We start from the raw sequence: 26690 nt of genomic DNA on the forward strand, positions 1-26690 counted from the left end.
CCATCAGCAAAAGCTGATGTAAAAATTAGGAGTGAACCTATGAGAAAATTACATGACAAAGTGGCGTTAATTACTGGCTCTGGCCGCGGCATTGGTAAAGCACTAGCGTTAAAGCTTGCCAGTGAAGGGGCAAAAGTTGTTATTAATGATTTAGACAGCGTTCCAGCAGAAGAAGCCGTAGCAGAAATTATTGCTGCTGGTGGCCAAGCCATTGCTTATGTTGGCAGTGTGACGGAGCAATACTTTGCTGAGGAGTTCATTGTCGCGGCTGAAAAATCGTTTGGTACGCCTGATATTTTGGTTAATAACGCAGGTTATACCTGGGATGCCATGCTTCACAAAGCAACAGATAAACAATTTGATGCCATGTATGACATTCATGTAAAGGCACCCTTTCAGCTTAACCGCGCATTCACACAAGCCGTGACTCCTGTTGCAAAATTAGAAGCAGACACTGGAAAGGAAGTTTTCCGAAAAATCATCAACATTTCTTCTGTTGCTGGCGAGTACGGTAATGTCGGCCAAGTTAACTACTCCTCAATGAAATCAGCTCTTGGCGGTATGACAAAAACGCTTTCAAAAGAGTTAGGACGCCACAAAATTAATGTCAATTGTGTTGCTTTTGGTGTGATAGAAACACGACTCACTCAAGCAACAGATGAAAAGAAAACCATAGTGGTTGATGGTAATGAGGTGGGCATTGGCATTCCGGAAAAGGTCAGTGCGGGCTTTTCTAAAATGGTGCCTCTGGGACGAAGTGGTACTGCTCGCGAGGCTGCAGATGCCATTTACTTATTTTGCACACCGGAATCTAATTATATCAGTGGTCAAACCGTCATTGTTGGCGGTGGATTAAGAATGTAAAAGCAAATGATGGCTTCTTCCTTTTGAAGCTATGTAACGCACCTTAAATGTCTATCAGAATTTAAGAATAAGGCTATTGAGCGAATTATTCCTGAACACTCAATGACCGCAGGCTGCTATTTACAGGCAGTACAAGATAAGTCAAAGAAACATAGGCAGGTATTTGTTTAGTAAATGCTTGTTGTGTGGCACGAAGAAAGTAATAAAAAACAAAATAATAAAACAATAAAAATATAACAGGGGATAGCATGAAAGGAAGAACAATGGCAAAAACGTTTTTAAGTGTATCTATTGCAAGTGCCTTAATGGCTGCACCAACTTATGCCGAAGAATCAGGTCAAGTTGCAGTAGAAGACAAAGAAATAGAAGTGATTGAAGTTAGGGGTGGTCAAAGAGTGCAAACCTTGAGAGAAGTGCCCGCATCAGTATCTGTGTTAACAGGTGATTCACTAAAGCAAATGAAAATAAACAAATTAGGTGATGTATCGCAATCATTACCTAACGTCAGTATTTCTGAAAACGCAATCCAAGACACTATTTCAATCCGTGGAGTTAACTCCGATCTGCAAGCGGGTGGCGAGCAGTCTGTCGGTATATTTGTCGACGGTGTATACCATGGTCGCGGTGTGCAATCTCGTTTTTCTTTTATGGATGTTGATGCTATTGAGGTGCTACGTGGCCCACAAGGTAGTTTATTTGGCAAAAATACCATCGGCGGCGTTATCAGTATATTACCGGCGCAACCTACTGATTATTTAGAAGCAAAATTAACTGCAGCCCACGAAATTGAATTCGATAAAACTGACTATTCTGGTTATGTATCTGGCGCGCTAAATGAGAGTGGTTCGTTAACGGGTCGCTTAGCTTTTCAAACATCTGAAACTAAAGAAGGTTGGGTAGAGAATTTAGCTACTTCCAAGAAGTTTCCTGTGCAAGAAGAAGACGCTTTTCGTGGTATTTTGAACTGGCAAATAAATGACCAATTCAAGCTTAACCTCAGAGTAGAACAAGGCGAGTTTGAGAATAACGGCGCCTCATATGAAAACCCACATCTGAATGATGACTTCCCGTTAACCGCACTTATTAGACAAATGGGTGCCGAAGATGACAACGATGGGAAGAACTTAATTTCCAATCAAAATTACCCAGGTCTTGGTCGCAACGGTAAAGACAAAGACTATTTTATGGCCGCTGATTATAACGAGAATGCCCTTAAAGCGGAATATAGAACCGAAGAAGGCACAATTACGGCACTTCTTGCACAATCAAAGTATGATTTTGTCCGTACTCAAGATGCTGATTTAGGGCCTTTGCCATTAATGCAACTGAGCGAAACAGAAGATTATACGCAAGACAGCGCTGAGCTTAGGTTTGTTTCAAAAGATGATGAGAATTTTGAATATCTATTCGGCGCTTATTGGCAAAGTAGTGAATTGCGCGTAGATGCAGTCACTGATGTCGCGACCGCTCAAGGTACACCTGTTGCCATGCAATTGGCAGCGTTAAATTTTGCCCCTGAATATGCGGTGACCAGTCGACTAAATGGATTGCATCAAGACACAGAAACATTAGCTATTTTTGGCCAAGTATCCGTCGGGTTTGCTGAAAACTTTAAACTAGATTTTGCGGCTCGTTATTCCGAAGAAGAGAAGACAGGTAAACAGTTTGTTGATGTCTACGGTGGCGCAGGTGATGGTGTGAAATCAGGTTCAGCTTTTTCAAGCCCCGCGGAATATTATGTTTGGAGCATTGCATTGTTAGAAGCTACCGTGCATGACACCCCGATTGAACGTGAAGAAAACCTATTTTCTCCTTCAGTGAGTCTTTCCTGGCAGCAATCTGATACCGCAAACTACTACGCTTCAGTTTCAAAAGGATTTAAAGGCGGTGGATTCAACTCATTTGCAATGTCAGCAGAAACGGGTGAGATAGAATACGAAAATGAAAAAGCAATCTCTTCTGAAATTGGTGCTAAGTTTGAATTTTTTGACGGAGATTTAATGCTCAATACCGCCATATTCTCTGTTGACTATGAGGATATGCAAACAACCTTATTTACAGGTGGCACTACGTTTGTTGTTGATAATGCAGCAAAAGCGACGTCCAGAGGGCTTGAAGCAGAAATGAGGTGGGTACTTAATGATAATTTTCTTTTGGATGTTAACTTAGGTTATATCGATTTTGAATTTGAAGACTACACTAATGCAGGTTGTACAGGTCTTCAAATCGCACAATCTGGGTTAAATGGTGCGGCATGTGCTTTGGCTGGTATTAATGATCTTAGCGGTAAAACCACGCAAGATGTTCCTGAGTTAACAATGTCTGCGAGCTTACAACATGAGTTTGCTTTCAACGAATATGAAGTGATTAGTCGCCTTGACCTTAATTACAGCGATGAATACTTTGCCACGGCTGACCTTGACCCATTGACAAAGCAAGATGCGTTTACCTTGGTAAATTTCTCTGCCAGTTTGACTTCGGTTGAAAGTAACTGGCAGGCGGACTTAATTGTTAAGAATATTACTGACGAGTCGTATTACTACTACGCTGCTGATATGCCATTATTTGCGGGTTCACACTTCGCAAGCTACAGCATACCTCGAACGGTAACTGTGCAGCTTAGCTACTTGTTTGAGTAGCACGTAAAGGTGGGGGAGTACTTCATATTCCCCTTTTTTATTTTGAATTAAATTAGCTCAATGAAGCACTAATGCCTGAGGCGGTTTTGATATTGCTCCTAGAACATTGTCCACTTTGTTGAGTCGTGTTTATGGGCTTTGTTTTGCGTATGTTGTAACAACAGCTATTCGCCCAATTAATGAAGCCATCTTATTTGTTAAGTAACCCTATTCAAATTAGCGGTTAATGACCCGCTGAACCCACGATTTTAAAGTTGTGTAGCGAGCGTCACAGTTCATGAAAATAACAGGAACTAGCTAATTATACAGCAGTGAGGGATGGAAAAATGTTTGACTATATTATTGTTGGGGCTGGCAGTGCCGGTGGTGTACTCGCTAACCGTTTAAGTGAAGACCCAAATAATCAGGTCTGCCTTATTGAAGCAGGCAGTGCGGACAAATCATTTGCAGTCGATGTTCCTGGTGCATTTGGTGTTCACATGTTTTGGAAGAAGTTTAACTGGTCTTTTACCAGTCAGCCAGACGAAAACGCTAATCAGCGGGGTAGTTTTTGCCCACGAGGCAAAGGACTGGGTGGGAGCAGTATGATCAATGGCATGGTATATACCCGAGGCCACAGCAGTGATTACGATGCTTGGGAAGCGCTGGGCAATAAAGGTTGGGGCTTTAACGATGTTCTACCTTATTTTAAGAAATCTGAGGATAATTCCCGAGGTAGGAGTGAGTATCACGGAAAAGGTGGCTTGCTAACGGTTTCTGATGTGCCTAAAAATTACTATCGAATTGAAAAATTGTTTATCGATGCTGCTCATCAATCGGGGCTACCGTTAAATAATGATTTTAATAATAATCAGCTCGATGGTGTTGGGAATTATCAATTTACTATCCGTAACGGTAAGCGTTCTGGTGTAGGGAAATGTTTCATAAGGCCAGCTATGCAACGTCGTAATTTAACCGTTATCAGCGAGGCCCGTGCAAGTAAGATATTGTTAGACGGAAAAAAAGCAACAGGTGTTACTTATGAGCAGCATGGTGAAACAAAAGAAGTTTATGCTTGTAAGGAAGTTATTCTCAGCGGCGGGGCATTTAACTCTCCTCAATTACTGATGTTATCAGGTATTGGAGATGCCAATCATTTATCACAAGTCGGCATTGAACCTCTTCATCACTTAGCAGGTGTAGGGCAAAATTTACAAGAACACCCAGAAGTTCCAGTTGTTTATAAAAGCACACGTAAAGATGGTTATTCATTGTCAGCGTTAGTGCCCAGAATAAAAGAAGGGGTACAGTACCTCTTTGGAAGAAATGGGCCTATACAAAATTCTGTCACTGCCGTTGGTGCATATTATAAATCAAGCGATGATGTTGAGGTTGCAGACGTTCAGGTACATTTTTTACCGCTGATGTTCGATGATGTGGGTCGAAATATCGAATACCTTATCGAGCATGGCTTTTCAGCTCATGTCAATGTAGCGCGCCCTAAAAGTCGCGGTAGTGTTCAATTGCTAAATAAGGATCCTAATTCAGATCCCCTAATTCAATTAAATTTACTATCTCACCCTGATGATATGAATGTATTGCTTAAAGCCGTAAAGAAAATGCGGACTATCATCAGTATGCCTGCGCTAGACAGTCATCGCGGCGAAGAAGTTTTTCCAGGCAAACATCGCCAAAGTGACGAAGAAATTATCGCAGGGATCAAAGAAAAAGTGGCTCATGTTTTCCACCCTGTTGGAACTTGTAAAATGGGGCAAGACGCTATGTCGGTGGTTGATAGTGAGTTGAAGGTACATGGCATAGCGTCTTTACGTGTTGTTGATGCCTCAATCATGCCAACCCTGATATCTGCCAACACAAATGCACCGACGATAATGATTGCAGAAAAAGCAGCAGACATGATTTTATCAGCAGATAAGTGTGCGTAATGACGAAGACCAATTTCGCAAAAACCTCGTTGATTCAGCATTCTCTGAAATCGATCAAAATATTGGGGCGATTTAAGTTCAGGTTAACAATATATAAATACCTAGAGGTTGAAGGTGAAGTTGTACTGCAGTGATATCTAAAATTAACAGACTCAGTTTCTAGGTGAAATTGAGCCCATTTATGTTGAAATTTCATACAAGAAGAGAGTATTGTGGAAGCTATTAAAATGACAAATATCGATAACATTCGAGCTGAAAATTCTCCCAATAACCAAGTGACTAATCACAGTCTCGAACAAGTCGTCGAGATACAACGAGAGTATTTTAAAACTGGTAAAACAAAAAGTTATGAATTTAGACTGGCTCAGTTAAAAAAACTAAAACAAGCTATTGTCGACAGAACGGAGGAATTTGTTCAGGCATTGCACAAGGACTTAGGACGTCCGGAATTTGAAGCCTACTTTGAATTGACTGTGCTATACGACGATGTCAAAGATGCCATTGCTAATTTAAAAAAATGGATGAAGCCAACGAAGGTGACCACCGGCCTCTTAGCACAACCGGGCCGAAGTAGAATTGAGCATACACCTTTAGGCAATGTCTTAATTCTGGTTCCTTATAATTATCCAGTGGCCTTGGCATTTCAACCGCTAATTGGCGCTATTGCCGCTGGCAATACCATCATCATTAAGCCTTCGTCACTAACTCCTGCTTGTTCGACAATTACTAGTGAGTTAATAAAGTCCATCTTTGACGAGCATTATGTTAATAGCGTTGAGGGCAGTACAGAGGTTACTACCGAATTATTAACACATAAGTTTGATCATATATTCTTTACGGGTAGCCCATCTGTTGGAAAAATTATTATGGCCGCCGCTGCTAAGCATTTAACCCCTGTAACGTTAGAGTTAGGCGGCAAATCGCCAACGATAGTGAATAAAGACTGCAACCTAGAACAAGCCGTTAAACGTATATTGTCTGGTAAATTTTTAAATGCGGGGCAAACTTGTATCGCCCCTGATCATGTTTATGTCCATCAAGACATAAAGCAAGAATTTCTAGCAAAAGCGAAAGAAATTGTTTTGAAGTGGTATGGCGACGACCCGCAAGAGAGTAATGACTGTGGTCGTATTATCAATGACCGACATTTTGAACGCATCAGCGCTCTTATTCCCAAAGATAGGGTGGTCGTTGGAGGGCAAGTAAATGCAGCACAAAAGTTTATCGCACCAACGATAGTGCAAGACGTTACTTTTGCTGACGATATTATGCAAGAAGAGATCTTCGGGCCCGTGTTACCAGTTCTTGATTTTTCTGATTTGGAAGATGTTTGCCAGCAAATTGAAAAGCTACCTCAACACCCGTTGGCCATGTATCTATTCACCGCAGATAAAAAGTTTGAGCAGACCCTTATCAGCAATGTGCGCTGTGGTGGCGTAAACGTTAACAACACCTTGCTACATGCAGTTAACCCACATCTGCCTTTTGGTGGTGTCGGTCAAAGTGGTATAGGTGCATATCATGGCAAATGTTCATTTGAGTTATTTAGCCATAAGAAAAGTGTACTAAAGTCTGCGACATGGTTAGACATTCCACTTCGTTATGCGCCATACGGTAATAAAGTTAGTTTATTGAAAAAAATCATTCGTTAATCAGCTGCTTATTGATAAATAGATAGCGTATACACCGATTCCGGCGGTGTGTTTAAAAAGCCGGTTATTTTGCAAGGTTACTAGATGCGATACTTAAAAATAGCTATTTTATTGATTTGGTCAATCATGTTATTTCACCTGTTCATTCTTGATCTGGGTTTAAATACTTATTGGCTAACTGTTTTAATTCTTACCGTCTTGGTGACACATATTGTTGAATACTTTGTGTTCATCTCAAGATTTAAAAAGGCTTCGCAATCGTTGGGCTATCATTTCATGCAAATGATGCTGTTTGGTGTGTTCCACTATTTAACCCTGAAAAAAATTCAAAAGGTATAGTTGTGATTTCACTAGTCACTGCAAATATTACCATTTACTCTGGGAGATCAAATGATTGAGTTTATTAATTACCAAGAACAAAACGGTGTTCTCACTATTAGTTTGAATAGAACAGATAAAAAGAATGCGCTTGATACCGATATGTATAACGAGCTTTGTCGGTTGTTTACGTATGCTAATCAAAGCGATCAAATTCGTTGCTTACTGATTCAAGGAGATGAGAATTGTTTTTGTGCAGGCAATGATCTTAAAGACTTTATAACTTCAGCGAATAATAACGAAGAACTCGCTGCCTTTAGGTTTATTCAAGCGCTTTGTCAGTCTAAAAAGCCCTTGGTCGCAGCAGTCGCAGGGCCAGCTATTGGTATAGGCACTACGATGTTGTTGCATTGTGACATGGTGCTAGCTGCCACAAACAGTAACTTTAGCTTACCTTTTAGTCATATTGGCATTTGTTTAGAAGCAGGAGCAAGTGTATTGCTACCGCTAAAAGTAGGTAACAACCGAGCCTTTGAATTGGGTGTGTTAGGCAGTTCATTTGATGCAGAAAAAGCGTATCAGTATGGGATTGTTAATCAGGTATGTCAGCCAAGTGAGTTACTGGCCACCGCAAGTCAACTTGCAATGAAAATTGCAAAAATGCCTGCTGATTCTGTTTGCACAAGTCGAAAGCTACTACGAAATGCCACAGATAACTTACTTGAGGAGGTGGTGGAAAATGAGCGCAAAGAAGTGATGCGATTACTTAAAACGGATTATTGCCAATCTGCAGTAGCGAGTCTTCTGTCTTAATATTACACGCTAAAAAAAGCGACATAATCAGTAGTTATGTCGCTTTTATAGAGCGCTCGATAAAGGATTATGAGCTATAGGCCCATTTGGCGACTGGCCAAATCTCGCATTATTTCTTCTGAGCCGCCACCAATGGCCATGACACGTACTTCACGATAAATTCGCTCTGTTCTACATTCTCTAATGAAACTGATACCGCCTAAAATTTGCATCGCTTCGCGAGCACAAAATTCCATGGTTTGCGTCGCCTGAACTTTTAATAACGCAATATCTGAAGCACGAGCATTGCCCGTTTTCATTTGCCAAGCACAGTTATCCATATAGGCTTGTGATGCGTTAACTCGTCTTACCATTTCTGCAAATTTATGGGCGATTACTTGATGCTTACTTAATTGTTTACCAAAGGTTTTTCGTTCAACAGCCCAAAGGTAAGCTTCTTCAATGCATACGCGTGCAGCAGATATTGCCCCCGCCGCCAACGTTAAACGTTCGCTATTAAAATTACCTACAATGGCAGTAAAACCCTTGTTTTCAACGCCGATAATGTTTTCTACAGGTACTTTGACATTATCAAAATAGATAATGGCGGTATCTGAGCACCACCAGCCTTGTTTTTCTTTTAATTGTGAACGACTAATACCGGGTAAATCACCGGGGATGAGCAGCAATGAAATTCCGCCTGCGCCGTCATCTCCTGTGCGTAAGGCAGTAGTAAAATAGTCTGCGCGCATACCTGCCGTAATGAAGGTCTTAGCGCCATTTACAATGTAGTAATCGCCTTCTCTGCGAGCTGTTGTTTGTAAATTTGCGACATCGCTACCACCAGAAGGCTCCGTTATGGCTAATGCTATTTTCTTTTCACCGTTTAGGACTTGCGGTACAACCATAGCTTTTATGGCGTCACTTGCATACTTCACCACGGGTGGTAAACCAATTGAATGAACCATCAATGTTGCGATGATACCTCCGGCGCCACAACGAGCAAGTTCTTCATAGGCAACAAGCTTAAAGAAGATATCTATACCTTCACTAATACCACCATATGTTTCTGGATAGCCCATTTGTAATAAGCCAATTTCGGCTGCTTTTGGCCAGAGTTCATCCGGTATGTAGCCGTCTTCTTCCCATTGCTTGATGCTGGACATGATCTCGTTATCAACAAAGCGCCTGACTTGTTCACGCCAAGCGTCATGATCCTTATTTAAAAAAGGAGAAGGCAGACGGGTATCATCAAAGTTTAGAGGCATAATTATTCCAAGTTAGTAGGCTAAGCTGAAATTTCAACTTAGTCTTTATTCAGCCAATTAATCGACATAAAGATCTTTGTGTAGCTCTGTACAATCGGGGTCGTGTTGATAATGCGTGAAATCAGTCGTGCCCTTACTGCTAAGCAAAGCTTCATCCAGTAGCAGTTGACCTGTCAATTCAGTGCTCTTGCTGATTAGCATTTGATAAGCAGCATCCGCCATAATCTCCGGCGTGCGAGAATTTGCTAAGATTTCCTCTCCTACTTCAAATTCGACCGCCGCGGTCGCTATAGTGGTTTGTGGCCATAATGAGTTAACTGCAATTTCATAATCTTTAAATTCTTCAGCTAAGCCCAGTGTTAGTAAAGACATGCCATATTTGGTGATGGTATATGGGATGTAGGGTTTCAGCCACTTGGCACCTAAGTTTAATGGTGGAGATAAGTTGATGATATGGGCGTTGGTTGACGCTTTTAGATAAGGCAACGCAAGTGTTGAGCCTAACAGTACTGCTCTTGTATTGATCTGATAGATTAAATCAAATCGTTTGATGTCAGTTTTTTCTGCTGGAGTTAATCGAATTGCGCCAGCATTATTAATAATTGCATCTATACCGCCAAACGTGTCAGCAGCAAGCTTTAATGCCTCGGTGAAGTTTTCTTCGTCACGAACGTCAAGTTTAACTGCTAATGCCTGTCCTCCTGCCTCGATAACTTCTTGAGCCACCGTATGTATCGTGCCAGGCAATTTAGGGTGAGGCTCGGTTGATTTGGCGGCGATCACAATATTTGCACCATCTTTAGCGCACTTTAGCGCTATTTCTCTGCCAATACCTCGACTGGCTCCAGTAATAAAAATTGTTTTACCTTTTAAGTTATTCATCGTATTTCTCTTTGGTCGTAAATGTAATAATTAAACCGCACTCAGCTAGCTATCATTAATCATTGTTATCGTTCGTAATCGTTACTAATAACTGTTTGTTTTTAACTTGCTCACCTGAGCTCGTATGAATAGATGCTATAACGCCATCAACATCAGCTTTGATGGTGTGTTCCATTTTCATCGCCTCTAATACCAATATGTTTTCACCTTTAGTGATCTGTTGACCAGGTCCTACCATGACATCAACAATCGCACCATCCATCGGCGCTTTTATGTTGCCATTGCCTGCTTTTTCTTCCGCGCAAACCGGTGCATGGGTAATATTTTCTAAACAGATGTTTCCGACGTCTGAATCGATAAACAATGCTTGTTCATGAAAAACAAATGGTAGGCTTTCAAGGACATTGTTATGAAGAAATTTCATTTGATTTTCTCTAATTTCAACACGTTCAATGACAATATTATTGTTGTTTGAAATCACGGTGTAGGTAGGCGAACCGTTATCACCATCGACTATTAGTTTTAAAGAGTAATTATCACTACCATCAGTTAATGTGTATTGCCAAGGAGCAGAAAAGCCGTTGTGCCAACGTAATAATTCATGCGAAGGCGTAATTTTTTTACTGGTTTGTTCGTGCATCAATATTGTGGCAATGGCTAGGTTTTTCAGCGGCAATTGAGCTTTGTGTAAACTCACATCATCTGAGAAATGCTGCTCTATAAATGCAGTAGTTGCTTCACCTTGTGCAAAGACCTTATGTTTTAATATGTTGATTAAAAAGCGCTTGTTATTGTTAACACCCATTAAAACAGTATCTTCAACTGCGCAAACTAGTTTGCGTCTTGCTTCAGCTCTGTTTTGACCAAAGGTGATTACTTTTGCCAGCATTGGGTCATAATGCGGGCTGATGGTTTGTCCCTTACGAATGCCGTGGTCAACGCGAATGCCATCTTGTTCAGGTAATTGCCACCCTAATATTTCACCCGTTTGCGGCATAAAATTGTTGCTTGGATCCTCAGCGTAAAGGCGTACTTCCATGGCGTGACCAGTCAATTCTATTTGTTGTTGAGATAAAGGGAGGTCTTCACCAGCTGCTACTCTTAATTGCCATGCAACAAGATCTAAGCCCGTGATTAATTCAGTAACTGGGTGCTCAACTTGCAAACGCGTATTCATTTCTAGGAAATAAAAGTGCTCGTCATTGTCAACTAAAAACTCTACGGTACCTGCGCCTGAATATTGGCAAGCTTTCGCAGCATTAACGGCAGCGTTTCCCATTTTTTCTCGCAAATTCTCGTCAACAAAAGGGGAAGGGGCCTCTTCGACTACTTTTTGATGGCGGCGTTGAATCGAGCAATCGCGTTCACCTAAATAGACCGTATTACCAGCATTATCAGCAAACACTTGAATTTCAATATGGCGTGGCTCTATCACGGCGCGTTCTAATATGAGTTCGCCACTGCCAAAAGCTGATTGTGCTTCAGAGCGGGCGCTCTTGAGCGCTGCAGCCACTTCATCTGCTGAAAACACCAATCGCATACCACGACCACCACCACCGGCGGAGGCTTTGATCATCAATGGAAAACCAATTTTATTGGCTTCTTTGAGTAAGCATTCGTCGCTTTGGTCATCACCTTGATAGCCAGGAATACACGGTACATTCGCTGCAATCATGGCTAATTTCGATAACCGCTTACTGCCCATTAATTCGATAGCTTCTGCTGATGGGCCAATAAATGTAATATTGTGTTGTGCACATAACTTAGCAAAGTCAGCGTTTTCTGATAGAAAGCCATATCCAGGGTGAATGGCATCAGCCCCAGTTTGTTTAGCGGCATCAATGAGTTTTTGTGCAACCAAATAGGATTCACTAACTGCAGGAGCGCCGATTAGGACAGCCTGATCGGCAAGTTCAACATGTAAAGCTGATTCGTCTGCTTTACTGTAAACTGCAACGGTTCTATAGCCCATTGCTTTGGCCGTTTTTATTACTCTAACGGCTATTTCACCACGGTTAGCAATTAAAATTTTTGAAAAATCTGTCATAGGAATACTCTTTTCTTTCTGGCCGCGCATTATTGGATGATTAGTTTCGTTTTCATTTATCTGACCCAGTAGGCTGGGCGTTTTTCAATAAAAGCATTGGTACCTTCAATACCTTCTTCACTTTGAATTGCCGATGAAAAGTCATCAGCAGCGTTATCGAGTAAGGTATCATTGTCTACTTTGCCAACGGCTAACATGAGTCGTTTAGTGGTACGATTGGCATGAAGTGCACAGCGCTGAATTTGTTTTATTTGCTGTGCTAAAATGCCTAACATTTCCTTAGTGCTGTTACTAACAAAATGGACTACACCTAAGTTTTTAGCTTCATTACCATTGAAACGTGATCCGGTTAACATCAAGCGTCTGGCTTGCATTAAACCAATTCTTTGTACAACAAATGGTGCAATTTGAGCTGGCGGTAAACCTAAACTGGTTTCTGGCAATCCAAATTGTGTATCACTGTCAGCAATGGCGATATCGCTAATACAAGCAAGTCCAAAACCGCCGCCAAGTACAATGCCTTCAAGTAGTGTGATTACCACTTGAGGGGCGGCATTAATTTGGCTGATCATTTTTCCAAACTCACGATTTAAAAGATAAAATGGATCTTTACCATCTCCATTGCTTGTTTTATGTGCCTTGCGCGCATTCGTCATATCTTTAAGGTCGCCGCCAGCGCAAAAGTTACCGTTAGCACCTTTTAATACCACGGCTTTGATTTCGGTATTGCTTTCAATGGCAGTAAAAACTTCCATAAGTTGCGTGACCAATGCTAAATTCATAGCATTACGCACATCAGGACGATTCAAGGTGATATCGAGCACACCATTGTGCTCGTTTAGTATGAGATGCTCACAGTTAGGTAAGTTATTCATTACTTATTTTTTCCAGGGTGTGTGCCCATCATTTTGCTGATGATACCCATCATTACTTCATCAGCACCGCCACCGATAGCCGTTAAGCGACAATCCCTATAGATACGGTTTACGATGGTTTCTTCGATATAACCCATACCTCCCCAGAACTGTAAACAAGCGTCTGGGATTTCTCGGGTTAATTTTCCGGCTTTTAGCTTCGTCATTGAAGCAAGTAGGCTGACATCGTCACCGTTAACGTGCATTTGAGTTGAGCGGTACAACATAGATCTTAACGCTTCTACTTCGGATTGCATTTCAGCTAAACGAAAATGAATGACTTGGTTATCCAGTAAAGATTGGCCAAAGGCTTTGCGGTCCCGGGTGTAGTCAATGGTACTGTTGATACACAATTCCAAATACTTGAGATTCATGGCGGCACCAAATAACCTTTCTTCTTGAAATTGGAGCATTTGGTAGGTGAATCCATTGCCTTCTTCACCTATTAAATAACGCTGTGGTACGCGAACATTATCAAAAAATATCGGCGCAGTATCTGAAGAGCGCATGCCTAATTTATTTAGCTTTTCACCAATAGTAATGCCAGGTAAATTAGCAGGCACAATGATCAACGATTTATTGCGATGGCGACTACCGTCACTGGTATTGGCCAATAAGCAAAAAAAGTCAGCCTGCGTGGCGTTGGTAATCCACATTTTACTGCCATTGATAATGTAATCATCACCATCTTTGATTGCATTAGTCGTGATAGAAGCTACATCAGAGCCTGCTGCTGGCTCGGATACTGCAATACTAGCGACCATCTCTCCAGCGAGAGCGGGCGCTAAAAATTCATGTCTAAGTTCATTGCTACCAAACTGAGCTAGCGCGGGTGTGGCCATATTAGTTTGAACACCAATAGCTAAGGGAACACCACCACACATAGCCCCACCAATTTCTTCTGCAAAGGCAACTTCATAGCTGTAATCAAGGGCGATTCCGCCAAACTGTTCTGGTTTGGTGATGCCTAGTAAACCGAGATTCCCCATTTTTTTAAAAACCTCTTTGGCTGGGAAGTGACCAGCCAGTTCCCATTCTTCAACAAATGGATTAATTTCGTTCTCTATAAAGCTTTTTGTTGTTCTTCGTAACTCTTCATGTTCTTGAGTAAATATCATTTGAGGATCCTTAATAAAACCTTTGATTAAAAGCGCGAAACACCAAACGTATTGGCACGAGTTTCTCTTCGCTCTGCTTGTAGACAAATATCTAGTAGCAGGGCGACTATCTTGCGGGTATCTCTAGGGTCAATAAGACCGTCATCTTCAATTCTAGCGGTGCAGGCCAATGCAGTTGTTTTACTTTGCATCATGTCGCTGGTTGCTTTTTCAATAGAAGCCAACTTTTCTTCGTCTACCTTGCCGTGTTTACGCATTTTTGCTTCTGAAACGATACGCAACACCATACCTGCTTGTGCTGCGCCCATGACAGCTGTCGTGCTATTAGGCCAAGAAAAAAGAAAGCGAGGGTCGAAACCTCGACCACACATGGCATAGTTTCCTGCGCCATATGAACCGCCAACATTAATGCTTAATTTGGGCACCGTCGCATTAGCCACCGCTTGGATGAGCTTTGAGCCATGCTTGATGATGCCGCTGTGCTCTGGCTCAGTACCGACCATAAAGCCCGTGATATTGTGTAGAAACAATAGCGGGGTGTTAGACTGCTCACACAATTGAATAAACTGTCCAGCTTTTGCAGCACCAGCGGAAGTAATAGGACCGTTATTACCTATAATTCCACAACTTTTTCCTGCCATTTTGACGTGACCACAAATCGTTTGATGATCGTATTCTTGTTTAAATTCTAAGAAGTTTGAGCCATCAACAATTCTAGCGATGATTTCTCTACAGTCATAAGGCGTTTTAGGGTCTGCGGGTACGATACCAATTAACTCTTCCTCGCTATAAAGCGGCTGTGAGTAATCATGAGTATCTTGATGTTCAATTTGTTCATTCCATGGTATTTGTGCCAAAATGTCACGGGCGATGCGAATGCCGTCAGCATCATTTTCTGCAAGGTAATCACCTACACCTGATTCACTGGTATGCATGTTGGCACCACCGAGTGTCTCATCATCAGCAATTTCACCTGTTGCCGCTTTCAATAGTGGTGGACCTGCAAGGTACATAGTGGCTTGTTCTCGTACCATGATGATGTAATCAGATAATCCTGGCTGATATGCGCCACCAGCGGTTGCGCTGCCGTGAACGACGGTTATTTGCGGAATGCCCGCTGCTGATAGTCTTGCTTGGTTGGCAAACCCTCGGCCACCTTGTACAAATGTTTCAGCAGCATACGTTAAGTTTGCACCACCACTTTGTGCTAGCGACACAATCGGTAGTTTATTTTCTAGTGCGATTTGTTGTAGGCGTAATTTTTTTTGCAAACCAATCGGGGTGATGGTGCCGCCTTTGATAGCAAAATTGTCTACAATTATTAGGCACCGAACGCCACTAACGTAGCCAATTCCAGAAATAACTCCAGCTCCAGCACCGGTGCCATCGGTATCGTCATACATCATGAAACCAGCAAGAGAGCTCAATTCTAAAAAAACTGAGCCCTGATCGAGTAGTAAATTTAAACGCTCTCGGGGCAACAAAATGCCTTTTTTCTCAAAACGAACACGCACATGTTCCGCTTTTTCTATGACCTTATTTTCGATATCTCGAAAACAGTCTATTGCCTTGGTCATTGCGTTGCGGCTTTCTAAAAACTCAAGGCTGTTGGTATCGATACTCGATGCTAATATTGGCATAAGGTTAATCTCATAAATTTAAATATTGCTGACTCAATTTGAGCCCTATTTATTTGTTGGTCGTGTCAAATACCTTCGGCAACTCAGCGCGATGAAAGCCTGAGAAGGAATTACTGTTAGTGGCTTCTTTATTGGACAATGGACACACGACTGAACTTGAACCCAGAGAAGATGCGCCATCGACTCTGATTGTTTGACCACTGATATAATTGGCACCTTGGCTGATTAGGAAACACAGTACTGAGCTGATCTCGGCTTCGGTAGCAACACGTTTCAGTGGCACATGGTCTTTAAGGTTAAGAATCATGGCTTTCATTGACTCATCATAAGTATCAAAACCACTAGAATTGACCCAACCCGGCGCAACCGCATTTACACGAACTCCATATTGCCCCCATTCCCAAGCTTGGGTTTTTGTTAGGTTTTCAACTCCAGCTCTCGCTGCTCCAGAATGTCCCATATTTGGCATCCCATTTAAGTTATCTGCAGTAATGTTGACGATGGCGCCGCCATGTTTTTTCATGCTCTGACGGAACACTTCACGAGACATTAAGAAGCCGCCAGTCAGGTTATTGGCGATAACAGCTTCAAACCCTTTTTTGGAGATACTCTCCATTTTGGCAGGAAATTGGCCGCCAGCATTGTTGACTAAGCCATGAATAACGCCATGGTTATCTATTAGTCGACTGACGCAATTGCTCACAGCTTCTTCATCTCGAATATCTAAGCTATAGCTATCAACTAAACCGTTATCTTGACCTATTTCAGCAGCAACTTTATCTAGCTTGGATTGAGTGCGGCCAACTAGAATGACTCTGGCTCCAAGGCTGGCCAATTCATGGGCGGTGCAGCGGCCTATACCACTGCCACCACCGGTGATAATGATGGTTTGTCCACTGAATGTATTTGCCGCTAGTGTTGACTGATAACGCATAATTGATTTCTATCGTTAAGTTTTATAAGAAAATTTTTCTGGCTTCTTTTGGCGTCGCTATTGTTCGACCTGCGTCTTCAGCATACTTCACTAAAGTCTCAATAAGTTGGCCATTACCTCTGGTGCGGCTGCCGTCTGGTAAATAAAAGGTATCTTCAACACCCGTTCGCAGGTGACCACCGAGTTCTGCGGTTTTGCGGTGTACGGGCCAAATCTCTTCTCGCCCGATCAAAGTAGTTTGCCAGTGAGCCCCTGGTTTAAGGTATTTCATCAGTAACTGGAGTAAGTCAGCATCAACTGGCATACCCGAATTAACACCCATAACTAGGTTGTAATCTAAGCGGTCGATAATACCGACTTCTTGAAACATCCCAACGGCACGTACGATCCCAACATCAAAACATTCGAATTCTGCTCGCGTACCAGACTCTTTCATTACCGCAAGAATTTCTTCGATTTTGTCGACTGGATTTTCAAAAAGCATCGGTGGCCATGCCCACTGCCCATTACTTTTAACTTTTAGATAATTGAGGCTACCAGCGTTACATGCTGCAATTTCGGGCTTACCACGGCGAATACAATCAATCGGCCCTTGTTGGTCACGTGTTATCGTTCCTGTGGTGTAATTGATGATCACATCAGGGCAAGCGGCTCGAATAGCGTCAGACATTTCAAGTGCGATTTCAGGATCCCAGCACATTAAATGTCCTTTGCCGTCTTCTTGTTGGCGAAAATGAATATGCATACAGCTGGCGCCAGCATCGTAAGCTTCTTTAGCTGAAGCAGCCATTTGAGCAGGAGTCACAGGCACAGGGTGCTGCTTTGGGTCTGTTAGTACTCCAGTTAAAGAACAAGTGATGACCGCTTTATCAGACATTTATACTCTCCAAAAATATGATTAACGTGATTGCTATTAAGAGCGATTTATTTAATACTACGGTAACCAAGCAAGCGCTTGGTTGTCAAATAAAATAATTTGGTTATTATCAAAAAGCTAAATATTCGGAGTGAGAGGACAAAGTTAGGGGGCATATGGTTGGGAAAGACAAGTGCATTGATGGTATTGAGCTTACAGATGCCAATTCTGCGAAAGGCAAGTTAATTAACACGGCGGCAAAACTGTTCAAAGCCAAAGGGTATGCCAGAACCACTGTGAGAGATATTGCGGCTGAATTGGGCATTCTCTCGGGTAGTCTATTTCATCATTTCCCAAATAAAGAAGCTATTTTGTGCACAGCGATGGCAGAAGCCATATTGAAAGTAATTTCTTCTATGGAGCAAGAACTGAAAAGCACAGGTGACTCTAAAGAACAATTAAGAATACTCATTCATTGTGAAGTGAGGGCTTTACATAATGAAAACTCACCGGGGTTTCAGTTGATGGTGCCAGAATGGCGCTCCCTTAATGCTGATAATCGAGCATATATTTTGTCACTTCGAACACGTTATGAAGCTCATTGGCATGAGATTCTAGATACTTTGCTATTGTCGGGCGTTGTGAATGTTGAAGCAAAATTTCAAAGGCACTTTATTCGCGGTTCTTTATTGGAAACATGCAATTGGTATAAGCCTAGCGGAACCCTTACAGAGCAAGAGTTAGCCGACAAAGTATTCCAAAGTATAGTTTATTAACTAATTGAAAATAATTATAAAATAATAGAAGGAAGACAAATGTCTATAAAATTACAACAACCATTGGAGCGTTTGTATTACTGGGAAACAACCAAACCTGAAACGGTCTATTTAAGGCAATCCTATCAGGAGAAATTTATTGAATATACGTGGGGAGACGTTGCTCGTCGAGCACGTCAACTAACGGCCTATTTGCAAGAGCTCAGTTATCCAGCTGGCACACGAATTGCCATTTACGCTCAAAACAGCCCAGATTGGTTTATTGTAGACTTGGCCATAATGATGAGTGGGCATGTAAGCGTTCCTTTATATACGGGACAGTCAAAGCAATCGATGAAATATGTGCTAAATCATAGCGATTGCCAACTTATTTTTATTGGACACGCTGATACACCAATAACGATTGAAGAAGCATTAGACGGTACGTGCATTAAACGAGTCGGCTTAATGGGGTGTAATTCACCTTGTGATGATTATTTGGCTGATATCATTGAGCACTATCAGCCTATAAATGGGCAGCCTTTACGTGATTTAGAGTCGCTTTATACTCTTATGTATACCTCTGGAACGACCGGTAATCCTAAAGGTGTTATGCATCATTTTGACAATGTTTCTTTAGCGGTAACCCATATGGCTGAAGACTTTAATCTTAATGAGCATACTCGATTTTTCTCGTACCTACCTTTATCTCATACCGCAGAGCGGGTGCTTGTGTTGCTTTATAGTTTATACACTGGTGGTACCGTAGCTTTTCCTGAGTCCATGGAAACATTTAGTAATGATCTAAAACGAGCAAAACCAACGTTCTTCTTTTCTGTTCCAAGGCTTTGGCAAAAATTTAAAGAGGCAATAGAAAGTAAAGTATCGCCTGAAAATATAGAGAAAATGCTGAGTGATCCAGACAAAGAAAAAGTTGCGCATTTTAAACAACAAATGAGAGAACAACTGGGTTTAAGTTGCGCAGATATTATTATTACTGGCTCTTCGCCAACGCCATTAGAATTACAAATGTGGTACCAAAACTTAGGTATAGCATTAAAAAATGGTTATGGCATGACCGAAAATTGTATTCATGGCTGTATCTGCCTAGATGATAACCCCGTACCAGGCACCGTGGGTAAACCGTTTAATGGTTGTGAAGTTAAAATTGGCACCAATAACGAAATTTTGTTTAAGAGTAAGGCGCTAATGAAGGGCTATTATTTGAACCCAGAAAAGACAGCAGAGGTGTTACGTGACGGCTACTATCACACCGGAGACACCGGAATGATAGACGAGCAAGGCTTGTTGCACGTTACAGGACGTTTAAGTGAAGTGTTTAAAACAACTAAGGGCAAATTTGTTAAGCCAACAAACATTGAAGACCTGTTGTCTAATGTCACCTGTTTGGGACAAATGTGTGTAATTGGTCATGGTATGGATGCACCATTTTTAATAGCCGGTTTGTCTGAATTAGGCGTTACGATGAGTAAATCGGATGTTACTGCGATGATTGAAGAAAAGCTTCCAGAAATTAACCTGCAACTTGAGCCGTTCGAGCGTGTTAAGCAAGTATTATTGGTGAATAGTGAATGGACAATTGAAAATGAATTATTAACACCAACAATGAAGTTAAGACGCAATTCAATTGCTGAGCGTTATATTGAAACCATTAATGGTTTAGCCAAAGATCAATGCATTAACTGGGAATAAATTTTCTTCTCATTATTGCTTAGTTTTTGTAAAGCGTGAAAAATTTAAACTAGGTGATAACTTGCTGATCTTCAGTTAAATATAATCACAAAAAAATAATGAATAAAGGCCACTTACAGCGTTAGTGGCTTTTTTACGTTTTAGGCCAATTACTATATTGCATTGCCATTTCTAATCGTCTTGATTTCTGGATTATAAGCTATTCAATATAAAAGGGTAATTGTATCTATTTCTTTCTTTATGTTGACTAAGATCAGCTTCAGAATTGAGTAAGTCGGGCACAATAATCAAAATACTTTTAGGTTTAGTTGTTATGCTGTACTTATATTTTGGTTATTTAATTGTTCAACTCACTACAATTGTTAAGGTAATGGGGAGTGCGACAATGTCGATAGACGCAATAGTATTCTCCATTGTTGTTTTTTTAATTTGGTCATTTATTCCTTTTTTAGGTTACGTAATTGCCAAGATGTTTAAGGCAAAAGGGCGATCAAGTGGATTGTTTTTATTTGCTTACGGTGCAGCAGTAGGGCTAAGTGAAAAAGGACTTTTGAAACTTGATATTCTATCGATTGATAATCAATACATCGGCTATATCGGCGCTATCGTTCTATTTACCGCTGTGGCATATGTATCAGTCCAATTTCCTGCTAGAAAACAAGACAAACTTTTACTTGTTAGGTAACGAGTTATGTTCCCCACCTCTAACTAACTGAAATAAAAATGTTATTTTAAAGGAGGGGTGATAGAAGGTTTTAGATGAGTATATTCGCTGACTATATAGAGTTGGGGAATGTATAGAGCCTTAACCCACTCCTTTTACACCTTTATCTGTCGTTTACAGAAAGCGAAGTTAAAGCTAATTGTTCGTTTTTTCTCAAACTCAGTAGTACGAGAAACAAACCACTGAAGATGTCATTAATACAATCCGTGGCGATCACCAAACAGTCAATCCGCCAATATTAATTGATCAGTATTATTTAACCAGTCTGTTTAACCAATATTTGTTTGCTCTTCATTCACTTCAATCTTCTGCCACAGAAAATTTAAAGGCACCTTTTTATGCGTTTTAACTGGTGCCTTTAAGTAAAACGATACAGGGGCTATGTCATACAGAAAAAATTAAGTTTGTTGCCATCTAAATCGCGGAAATAGCCAGCATAAAAATTGTCACCGCGATTGCCAGGTGTACCCTCATTTGTTGCCCCAAGTTCAATCGCTTTTGTGTATAAGGCATCAACTTGTTGTGGGTTTTCTAGCACTATAGCAACCATTACACCGTTGCCTATTGTTGCAGGCTTACCATTAAAGGGCTTGATGATAGCGATGCTCGGCTTCTCTGGGTCTACAGCCCATGCAATAAAAGTATCATCTTCCATAAATCTTTTTGCGCCAATCTCTGCGAGTAACTCATCATAAAATTTAGCTGATTTATCAAAGTCGTTTGTCCCTAAAGTTACGTATCCGATCATTATCTTTGCCTTCTTTGTTTGAGTGAAATGTTTATTGTTATATAGATATAGCATGTGACTGTATAAATGAACAGTATGCAGAATGTAAGAAAATATTTATCTACAACTAATCCAATTAGATCATTTCACCGTATAACAGATTATTAAATTCATGTACGAGAATTTGAATGTTGATAAACGTTATAGGTTTTAATTTGTGCTGGTTTGGATTGGTTATATGGGAGAACAGCTTTATTCCAGTAGCTTTGATAATGTTAATTGCACACATCGTAAGTGTTAACCATCGCCAACATGAACTACTACTAATTCTTATTACGTCAAGCATTGGTATCTGTGTTGACTCAGTTTTCCAATACCTTGGTTTCTTCATATTTTCTGAAACTCAACATATTCCATTTTGGCTAATGACGTTATGGGCTTGTTTTGCTGCCACATTGGGTCATAGTTTATCGTTTCTCGATTCATCTTACGTATTACAGAGCACGGTTGGTGCTGTATTCGCTCCGTTAAGTTACATTGGCGGATTTAAATTAAATGTGGTCGACTTTGCTCAGTCAATACTTATTACATACATTACTTTGAGCACAGTATGGGCTTGTTTATTTCTCGTTTTCTTTTTCATCAAAAGCAGGGTGTATGGCATTCGTTAGTCGCACGCTGAGGCACTCTATTTTTACATTAGCACTTATGTTTGTTCCACAAGAGGTACAAGCCTGTAAGAGGTTTGAAACTTCGCTAGTGCCTTGTAATCTCAGTGACATTATTGAAAGTAGTAAACTGTTGCCTATGGGGAAAGCTATGTTTACTGTCCTGTTTTGGGACATTTATGAGAGCAAACTATATACGTCTTCAGGTAGGTACCCTATCGATATAGTAAATGAGCAACTCTTATTTGAAATTAAATATTTAACTGATATTTCAAATGAAGAGTTGATTAGGCGAACGATAGAGCAATGGCAATATATAGGGTTTATTGATGTACATTATCAGAAGTTCATTCCTGAGCTAAAACGTCTATGGCCTGATATCACAGACGGGGACAGTCTTTCGCTTCTTATCAATAACAATCGAAGCTATTTCTACTTCAATCGTGATTATCTTGGGGAGATCCAATCAAGTATGTTCGGACAAATGTTTATCGATATTTGGCTATCAGAGAGAACAAGTCAGCCAAGGCTAAGAAAGCAACTAATGGGAGAAATCTATAATGAATGACGTGTTTAACCTAGCTTCCTCAATGAAAAAGTTCTATACATATTTTGAAAGTATTATTTCTCGCTACAGATTCATCACTGTGGTCGCCGCAAGCTCATCAATGTTATTAGCGGGTTGTACGACGGATATAACAGAATACAAGCGCCAAGTTGAAAGCCAGAGTTTCGATATTAAAACGTACTTTTCCGGCGATCTTATCGCATATGGTATCGTACAAGATTATACCCAAAAGGTGACTAGACGTTTTTGCGTTGAACTCAATGGTACATGGGATAAAAGTAAAGGCATATTAGCCGAAAAATTTTTCTTTCAAGATGGTGAGATAAGCTATCGGAATTGGAATTTAACTAAAGTGTCAGAAAAGCACTATCAAGGAACAGCTGAAGATGTCGAGGGGGTAGCAAAGGGCAGACTCAGTGGCTTCGCCTTTCAATTTACATATGACTTATTGTTGGCAGTGGAAAATGACACGTATTCAGTATCTATGGATGATTGGATGTACCAAATAGATGAATACAGAGTAATAAATCATACAACTATGTCAAAGCTAGGTATTACCGTGGCTAAGATAAGTATATTTTTCGATAAAGAGACGCCTCACCAGCAATGTCAGTAGGGTATCGGGCGATACTCTATTGGGCTAAAAAAGTTGGACTAAAACAAATCTTTGAATGCTTGATCAATTGTTGAGTGCTTGAATTTGTACCCCGCATCCATTAGCTTTTTAGGCATAACGCTTTGACCAAACAGCAACAAGTCAGACATTTCCCCGAGTATAAGTCTCAGTAGCCACGCAGGGGTTGTAAAAATACCTGGTCTATTGAGCTGCGTTGCTAGTGCTTGGCTAAATACTTTGTTCGATACTGGCGTTGGTGCCGTTAAGTTGATTGGGCCTACAAGTGTCTTATTCTCTTCGATGTACTTTATTGCATCCACCATGTCCTGAATATGTATCCAAGACATCATTTGTTTACCGTCACTCACTTTACCACCTAAGCCTATCTTGAACGGAAATAACATTTTTCTCAGCGCTCCACCTTGACTCGATAACACAATACCTGTCCTTATTACTGCTACTCTTGTTGCTTTATCTGGCAAGGATAAAGCTATTTTTTCCCAATGGGTACATACATCATGTGTAAATTCTTGATGGTAATTTGTATAACTTTCATCAACGACACATTTAGCTTGCCTGCCATACATACCTATCGCACTGCCAGAAATCAGTAATTTTGGTGGTGTTTCAGCTCTTTTTATTAATTCGACTAGTTGTCGCGTAATGCCCCATCTACTTTGGCAAATAACACTTTTCTGACTCTCTGACCAACGTTTGTCGGCAATAGGCTCGCCAGCAAGGTTTAAAATAACATCTGCTTGTTCTACATGATACAAAGACAATTTTTCAATAGCTGTTATGTGATTACCCAACAGATAACGTGCCTTATTAGCATCTCTAGTCAGGACCATAATGGTCGCACATCGTGTTGATAAGGATTCAATAAACGCTTTACCTACAAGGCCTGTGCCGCCGGTAATCAAGTATGTTTTCGTCATTATAGAAGCTCCGTTTTAACACATTTAATACGTAATATTCATCAATCAGGATCATTTAAAAATATATTTCTAATCTCTACTGAAATTTATGATCTTTGTTCAGTTTGTTGACGTAAATCTGCTTAACAAACAACCGGAGAATACCTGTGAAATACTTCAGAATGATAAGCGTAACAATGCTCAGTATAATGTTTATTCAAGCATGCAATGATAATGATTCTTATAGCGAAACACCCACTGTTCAAGAGGCACCAACGCCCGTAGCAACAACAATAATAGATGCAGCAAAAAGTAATGGCAGCTTCACTACGTTAGTCGCTGCATTAGAAGCGACAGGTCTCGACGCGACACTATATGACGAAAGCGCTTCATTCACGGTGTTTGCGCCAACTGACGATGCATTTGCTTTACTTGGAAGCGCAACAATAGACGCGCTTTTAGCAGATACTGAAACATTATCAGATATCCTAACTTATCATGTATTTGACGGCGAAGTTGATGCTGCTACGGCGATAGACTTGGCAGGCTCTACCATAGATATGGTCAATGGAGATAAGTTGGCATTATCATTAGATGGTAGCGAATTATTAGTAAATACAGTAACAGTAACGGCGACAGACATACAAACAGATAATGGTATTATTCACGTGATTGATGCCGTGCTGCTTCCACCTGAAAAAGTGATGACACAAACAGCAAACATCGTTGAAACAGCCGTCGCTAATGGCAGTTTTACTACACTGGTCGCAGCGCTTCAAGCAACAGGATTAGATTCGGTGTTGGCTGATGAAAGTAGTACCTTTACTGTTTTTGCTCCCACAGACGATGCGTTTGCAATCATTGGTTCAGAGACAATTGCCACGCTACTTGAAAACACTGATGTATTGTCAAATATCCTGCTTCAGCACGTTATCGCTGATGTAGCTGTTGATTCGATTACAGCGTACAGCTTGAACAATACCAATGTTACTACAGCTTCTCTGGCGGATGTTCTTCTTCGTATTAACTCAACCACTGATATGTTGACATTCGGTGGAGCAAATATTGTTATTAAAGATTTACACACCACTAACGGCATTATCCACGTAATAGATGCTGTGATTGTGGGTAATGTTGATATTCCAACACCAGCGATGAGTATCGTGGATGTTGCACAAGCCAATGGTAGCTTTACTACTTTAGTGTCAGCCCTCCAGTCAACGGGCTTGGATTCAACACTGGCTGATTTGGATGCAAGTTTTACGGTATTTGCACCAACGGATGCTGCATTTGCAAAATTACCAGCGGGAACAATTGAGAATTTAACTACAGAACAATTATCTAATATTCTGCTTTATCATGTAGTACCTGAAAAAGTATTGTCAGATGCTGCCATTACATTGGCTCAATCATCAGACAACAAAGCTATAACCGCTAACACTAGTGAAATCGCGCTTTCATTTGTTGACTCAACGTTATTTATAAATGGTTCAAAAGTTAGTGCCGCTGACGTAATGGCAGATAATGGTGTGATACATGTTGTTGATACTGTAATTTTACCTCCAGCAATGATGGGGACACCTACTCAGAATATTGTAGAAGTTGCAATTGCGGACTCCGAAAACTTTTCTACCCTTGTCACTGCTCTAACAGCCGCTGATTTAGTCACAACATTATCAGATGAAAGTGCTACATTTACTGTATTTGCGCCAACTAATGCCGCTTTCGACAAAATTGATCCGGATGCTCTTTCAGCGCTATTAGGTGATACGACAGCACTTACCAATGTCCTATTATCACATGTAGTCAGTGGTACCGCTATTGGTTCATTAGATGCCTTTGCTGCAAATGGTTCAGCCTTAACAACTGCCTCAGGTGAAACGATTGACGTCACAATAGATGCTGATACTGGCATGTTAGTCATAGAAGGTTCGACCGTTGTAATTGAAGATGTATACACCACCAATGGTGTTATCCATGTCATTGATACGGTGATTCTTGACTAAGAAAAATTCCTAGCTGTGCACATGTTTAGATGTACACATATGCTCTTTGCCCCTTTTAAAAGGGGCTTTTTTATGTCAAATATTTATTAAGTGATCAATTATGGCGTTCATTACGTATTGGTTACTATGAATCTATTAAGAAATGTT

22 protein-coding genes are annotated in these 26690 nt (G+C 40.8%); 12 read left to right on the forward strand and 10 right to left on the reverse strand.

From position 1 onward, the window contains the following. Nucleotides 1–39 precede the first annotated feature (39 nt). The 5 genes from QUE03_RS09170 to QUE03_RS09190 all read left to right on the forward strand — a co-directional run bounded on the left by QUE03_RS09170 (nt 40) and on the right by QUE03_RS09190 (nt 8211). A complete protein-coding gene (locus QUE03_RS09170) occupies nt 40–864 on the forward strand; it encodes an SDR family NAD(P)-dependent oxidoreductase (protein ID WP_286267325.1) in 825 nt (274 codons plus the stop codon). Nucleotides 865–1127: 263 nt separating this feature from the next. Beyond that, entirely contained in the window at nt 1128–3503 is a 2376-nt protein-coding gene (locus tag QUE03_RS09175; protein ID WP_286267327.1) for a TonB-dependent receptor, read from the forward strand. A gap of 326 nt (nt 3504–3829) precedes the next feature. Then, nucleotides 3830–5428, forward strand: coding sequence for a GMC family oxidoreductase (locus QUE03_RS09180; protein ID WP_286267329.1), 1599 nt, complete (start codon nt 3830–3832; stop codon nt 5426–5428). 212 nt (nt 5429–5640) lie between these two features. Beyond that, nucleotides 5641–7080 carry an aldehyde dehydrogenase gene (locus QUE03_RS09185; protein WP_286267331.1) on the forward strand — a complete coding sequence of 480 codons (1440 nt, stop codon included), beginning with the start codon at nt 5641–5643 and terminating at the stop codon, nt 7078–7080. Between the two features lie 390 nt (nt 7081–7470). Beyond that, nucleotides 7471–8211 carry an enoyl-CoA hydratase/isomerase family protein gene (locus tag QUE03_RS09190; protein WP_286267333.1) on the forward strand — a complete coding sequence of 247 codons (741 nt, stop codon included), beginning with the start codon at nt 7471–7473 and terminating at the stop codon, nt 8209–8211. A 74-nt stretch (nt 8212–8285) separates the two neighbouring features. On the opposite strand, the gene QUE03_RS09195 is transcribed toward QUE03_RS09190, so the two are convergent. The 8 genes from QUE03_RS09195 to QUE03_RS09230 are packed head-to-tail and all read right to left on the reverse strand — an operon-like array spanning nt 8286 to nt 17870. Then, nucleotides 8286–9458 carry an acyl-CoA dehydrogenase family protein gene (locus QUE03_RS09195; protein ID WP_286267336.1) on the reverse strand — a complete coding sequence of 391 codons (1173 nt, stop codon included), beginning with the start codon at nt 9456–9458 and terminating at the stop codon, nt 8286–8288. Nucleotides 9459–9515: 57 nt separating this feature from the next. Next, a complete protein-coding gene (locus QUE03_RS09200; RefSeq protein ID WP_286267337.1) occupies nt 9516–10340 on the reverse strand; it encodes an SDR family oxidoreductase in 825 nt (274 codons plus the stop codon). A gap of 55 nt (nt 10341–10395) precedes the next feature. Beyond that, nucleotides 10396–12387: an acetyl/propionyl/methylcrotonyl-CoA carboxylase subunit alpha gene (locus QUE03_RS09205; RefSeq protein ID WP_286267339.1), complete on the reverse strand. Its 1992-nt coding sequence runs from the start codon at nt 12385–12387 to the stop codon at nt 10396–10398. A gap of 56 nt (nt 12388–12443) precedes the next feature. Further along, a complete protein-coding gene (locus QUE03_RS09210; RefSeq protein WP_286267342.1) occupies nt 12444–13262 on the reverse strand; it encodes an enoyl-CoA hydratase/isomerase family protein in 819 nt (272 codons plus the stop codon). Next, nucleotides 13262–14419 carry an acyl-CoA dehydrogenase family protein gene (locus tag QUE03_RS09215; RefSeq protein WP_286267344.1) on the reverse strand — a complete coding sequence of 386 codons (1158 nt, stop codon included), beginning with the start codon at nt 14417–14419 and terminating at the stop codon, nt 13262–13264. The genes QUE03_RS09210 and QUE03_RS09215 overlap by 1 nt, the downstream gene beginning before the upstream one ends. Nucleotides 14420–14445: 26 nt before the next feature. After that, on the reverse strand, nt 14446–16059 hold the full coding sequence (locus QUE03_RS09220; protein WP_286267346.1) for an acyl-CoA carboxylase subunit beta: 1614 nt from the start codon (nt 16057–16059) through the stop codon (nt 14446–14448). Nucleotides 16060–16108: 49 nt separating this feature from the next. Continuing rightward, nucleotides 16109–16993, reverse strand: coding sequence for an SDR family oxidoreductase (locus tag QUE03_RS09225; RefSeq protein ID WP_286267348.1), 885 nt, complete (start codon nt 16991–16993; stop codon nt 16109–16111). Between the two features lie 22 nt (nt 16994–17015). Further along, nucleotides 17016–17870: a beta-keto acid cleavage family enzyme gene (locus QUE03_RS09230; RefSeq protein ID WP_286267350.1), complete on the reverse strand. Its 855-nt coding sequence runs from the start codon at nt 17868–17870 to the stop codon at nt 17016–17018. A gap of 155 nt (nt 17871–18025) precedes the next feature. Here QUE03_RS09230 and QUE03_RS09235 point away from each other — a divergent pair, with 155 nt between their 5' ends. The 3 genes from QUE03_RS09235 to QUE03_RS09245 all read left to right on the forward strand — a co-directional run bounded on the left by QUE03_RS09235 (nt 18026) and on the right by QUE03_RS09245 (nt 21002). Continuing rightward, a complete protein-coding gene (locus QUE03_RS09235; protein WP_286267352.1) occupies nt 18026–18625 on the forward strand; it encodes a TetR/AcrR family transcriptional regulator in 600 nt (199 codons plus the stop codon). A 39-nt stretch (nt 18626–18664) separates the two neighbouring features. After that, on the forward strand, nt 18665–20317 hold the full coding sequence (locus QUE03_RS09240; protein ID WP_286267354.1) for an AMP-binding protein: 1653 nt from the start codon (nt 18665–18667) through the stop codon (nt 20315–20317). A gap of 313 nt (nt 20318–20630) precedes the next feature. Beyond that, nucleotides 20631–21002, forward strand: a complete 372-nt coding sequence (locus QUE03_RS09245) for a hypothetical protein (protein WP_286267356.1) — start codon at nt 20631–20633, stop codon at nt 21000–21002. 418 nt (nt 21003–21420) lie between these two features. Here QUE03_RS09245 and QUE03_RS09250 read toward each other — a convergent pair whose 3' ends face one another. Beyond that, nucleotides 21421–21789 (reverse strand): VOC family protein, encoded by a 369-nt coding sequence (locus QUE03_RS09250; RefSeq protein WP_286267357.1) that lies wholly within the window; start codon nt 21787–21789, stop codon nt 21421–21423. Between the two features lie 167 nt (nt 21790–21956). Here QUE03_RS09250 and QUE03_RS09255 point away from each other — a divergent pair, with 167 nt between their 5' ends. Genes QUE03_RS09255 through QUE03_RS09265 form a run of 3 tightly spaced genes read left to right on the forward strand, consistent with a single transcriptional unit; the run spans nt 21957 to nt 23620 of the window. Further along, on the forward strand, nt 21957–22439 hold the full coding sequence (locus QUE03_RS09255) for a DUF2878 domain-containing protein (RefSeq protein WP_286267359.1): 483 nt from the start codon (nt 21957–21959) through the stop codon (nt 22437–22439). Then, nucleotides 22426–23004, forward strand: a complete 579-nt coding sequence (locus QUE03_RS09260; protein WP_286267361.1) for a chalcone isomerase family protein — start codon at nt 22426–22428, stop codon at nt 23002–23004. The genes QUE03_RS09255 and QUE03_RS09260 overlap by 14 nt, the downstream gene beginning before the upstream one ends. Beyond that, nucleotides 22997–23620, forward strand: a complete 624-nt coding sequence (locus tag QUE03_RS09265; protein ID WP_286267363.1) for a DUF3833 domain-containing protein — start codon at nt 22997–22999, stop codon at nt 23618–23620. The genes QUE03_RS09260 and QUE03_RS09265 overlap by 8 nt, the downstream gene beginning before the upstream one ends. A gap of 38 nt (nt 23621–23658) precedes the next feature. Here the strand turns inward: QUE03_RS09265 and QUE03_RS09270 are convergent, their stop codons facing one another. After that, nucleotides 23659–24558: a TIGR01777 family oxidoreductase gene (locus QUE03_RS09270; RefSeq protein WP_286267365.1), complete on the reverse strand. Its 900-nt coding sequence runs from the start codon at nt 24556–24558 to the stop codon at nt 23659–23661. A gap of 176 nt (nt 24559–24734) precedes the next feature. On the opposite strand from QUE03_RS09270, the gene QUE03_RS09275 reads away from it, so the two are divergent. After that, nucleotides 24735–26543: a fasciclin domain-containing protein gene (locus tag QUE03_RS09275; RefSeq protein WP_286267367.1), complete on the forward strand. Its 1809-nt coding sequence runs from the start codon at nt 24735–24737 to the stop codon at nt 26541–26543. Nucleotides 26544–26690: the final 147 nt, after the last annotated feature.

This window comes from Thalassotalea atypica (assembly GCF_030295975.1).
Lineage (GTDB): Bacteria > Pseudomonadota > Gammaproteobacteria > Enterobacterales > Alteromonadaceae > Thalassotalea_F > Thalassotalea_F atypica.

Bases quoted from the DNA above. Each gene is read 5' to 3' on its own strand.
- QUE03_RS09245 (WP_286267356.1), top strand. From the start codon at position 20,631: ATGCTGTACTTATATTTTGGTTATTTAATTGTTCAACTCACTACAATT.
- QUE03_RS09225 (WP_286267348.1), bottom strand. From the start codon at position 16,993: ATGCGTTATCAGTCAACACTAGCGGCAAATACATTCAGTGGACAAACC.
- QUE03_RS09230 (WP_286267350.1), bottom strand. From the start codon at position 17,870: ATGTCTGATAAAGCGGTCATCACTTGTTCTTTAACTGGAGTACTAACA.
- QUE03_RS09190 (WP_286267333.1), top strand. From the start codon at position 7,471: ATGATTGAGTTTATTAATTACCAAGAACAAAACGGTGTTCTCACTATT.
- QUE03_RS09260 (WP_286267361.1), top strand. From the start codon at position 22,426: ATGGCATTCGTTAGTCGCACGCTGAGGCACTCTATTTTTACATTAGCA.
- QUE03_RS09175 (WP_286267327.1), top strand. From the start codon at position 1,128: ATGGCAAAAACGTTTTTAAGTGTATCTATTGCAAGTGCCTTAATGGCT.
- QUE03_RS09270 (WP_286267365.1), bottom strand. From the start codon at position 24,558: ATGACGAAAACATACTTGATTACCGGCGGCACAGGCCTTGTAGGTAAA.
- QUE03_RS09200 (WP_286267337.1), bottom strand. From the start codon at position 10,340: ATGAATAACTTAAAAGGTAAAACAATTTTTATTACTGGAGCCAGTCGA.
- QUE03_RS09170 (WP_286267325.1), top strand. From the start codon at position 40: ATGAGAAAATTACATGACAAAGTGGCGTTAATTACTGGCTCTGGCCGC.
- QUE03_RS09265 (WP_286267363.1), top strand. From the start codon at position 22,997: ATGAATGACGTGTTTAACCTAGCTTCCTCAATGAAAAAGTTCTATACA.
- QUE03_RS09275 (WP_286267367.1), top strand. From the start codon at position 24,735: ATGCTCAGTATAATGTTTATTCAAGCATGCAATGATAATGATTCTTAT.
- QUE03_RS09240 (WP_286267354.1), top strand. From the start codon at position 18,665: ATGTCTATAAAATTACAACAACCATTGGAGCGTTTGTATTACTGGGAA.
- QUE03_RS09195 (WP_286267336.1), bottom strand. From the start codon at position 9,458: ATGCCTCTAAACTTTGATGATACCCGTCTGCCTTCTCCTTTTTTAAAT.
- QUE03_RS09235 (WP_286267352.1), top strand. From the start codon at position 18,026: ATGGTTGGGAAAGACAAGTGCATTGATGGTATTGAGCTTACAGATGCC.
- QUE03_RS09215 (WP_286267344.1), bottom strand. From the start codon at position 14,419: ATGATATTTACTCAAGAACATGAAGAGTTACGAAGAACAACAAAAAGC.
- QUE03_RS09255 (WP_286267359.1), top strand. From the start codon at position 21,957: ATGTTGATAAACGTTATAGGTTTTAATTTGTGCTGGTTTGGATTGGTT.
- QUE03_RS09210 (WP_286267342.1), bottom strand. From the start codon at position 13,262: ATGAATAACTTACCTAACTGTGAGCATCTCATACTAAACGAGCACAAT.
- QUE03_RS09205 (WP_286267339.1), bottom strand. From the start codon at position 12,387: ATGACAGATTTTTCAAAAATTTTAATTGCTAACCGTGGTGAAATAGCC.
- QUE03_RS09180 (WP_286267329.1), top strand. From the start codon at position 3,830: ATGTTTGACTATATTATTGTTGGGGCTGGCAGTGCCGGTGGTGTACTC.
- QUE03_RS09220 (WP_286267346.1), bottom strand. From the start codon at position 16,059: ATGCCAATATTAGCATCGAGTATCGATACCAACAGCCTTGAGTTTTTA.
- QUE03_RS09250 (WP_286267357.1), bottom strand. From the start codon at position 21,789: ATGATCGGATACGTAACTTTAGGGACAAACGACTTTGATAAATCAGCT.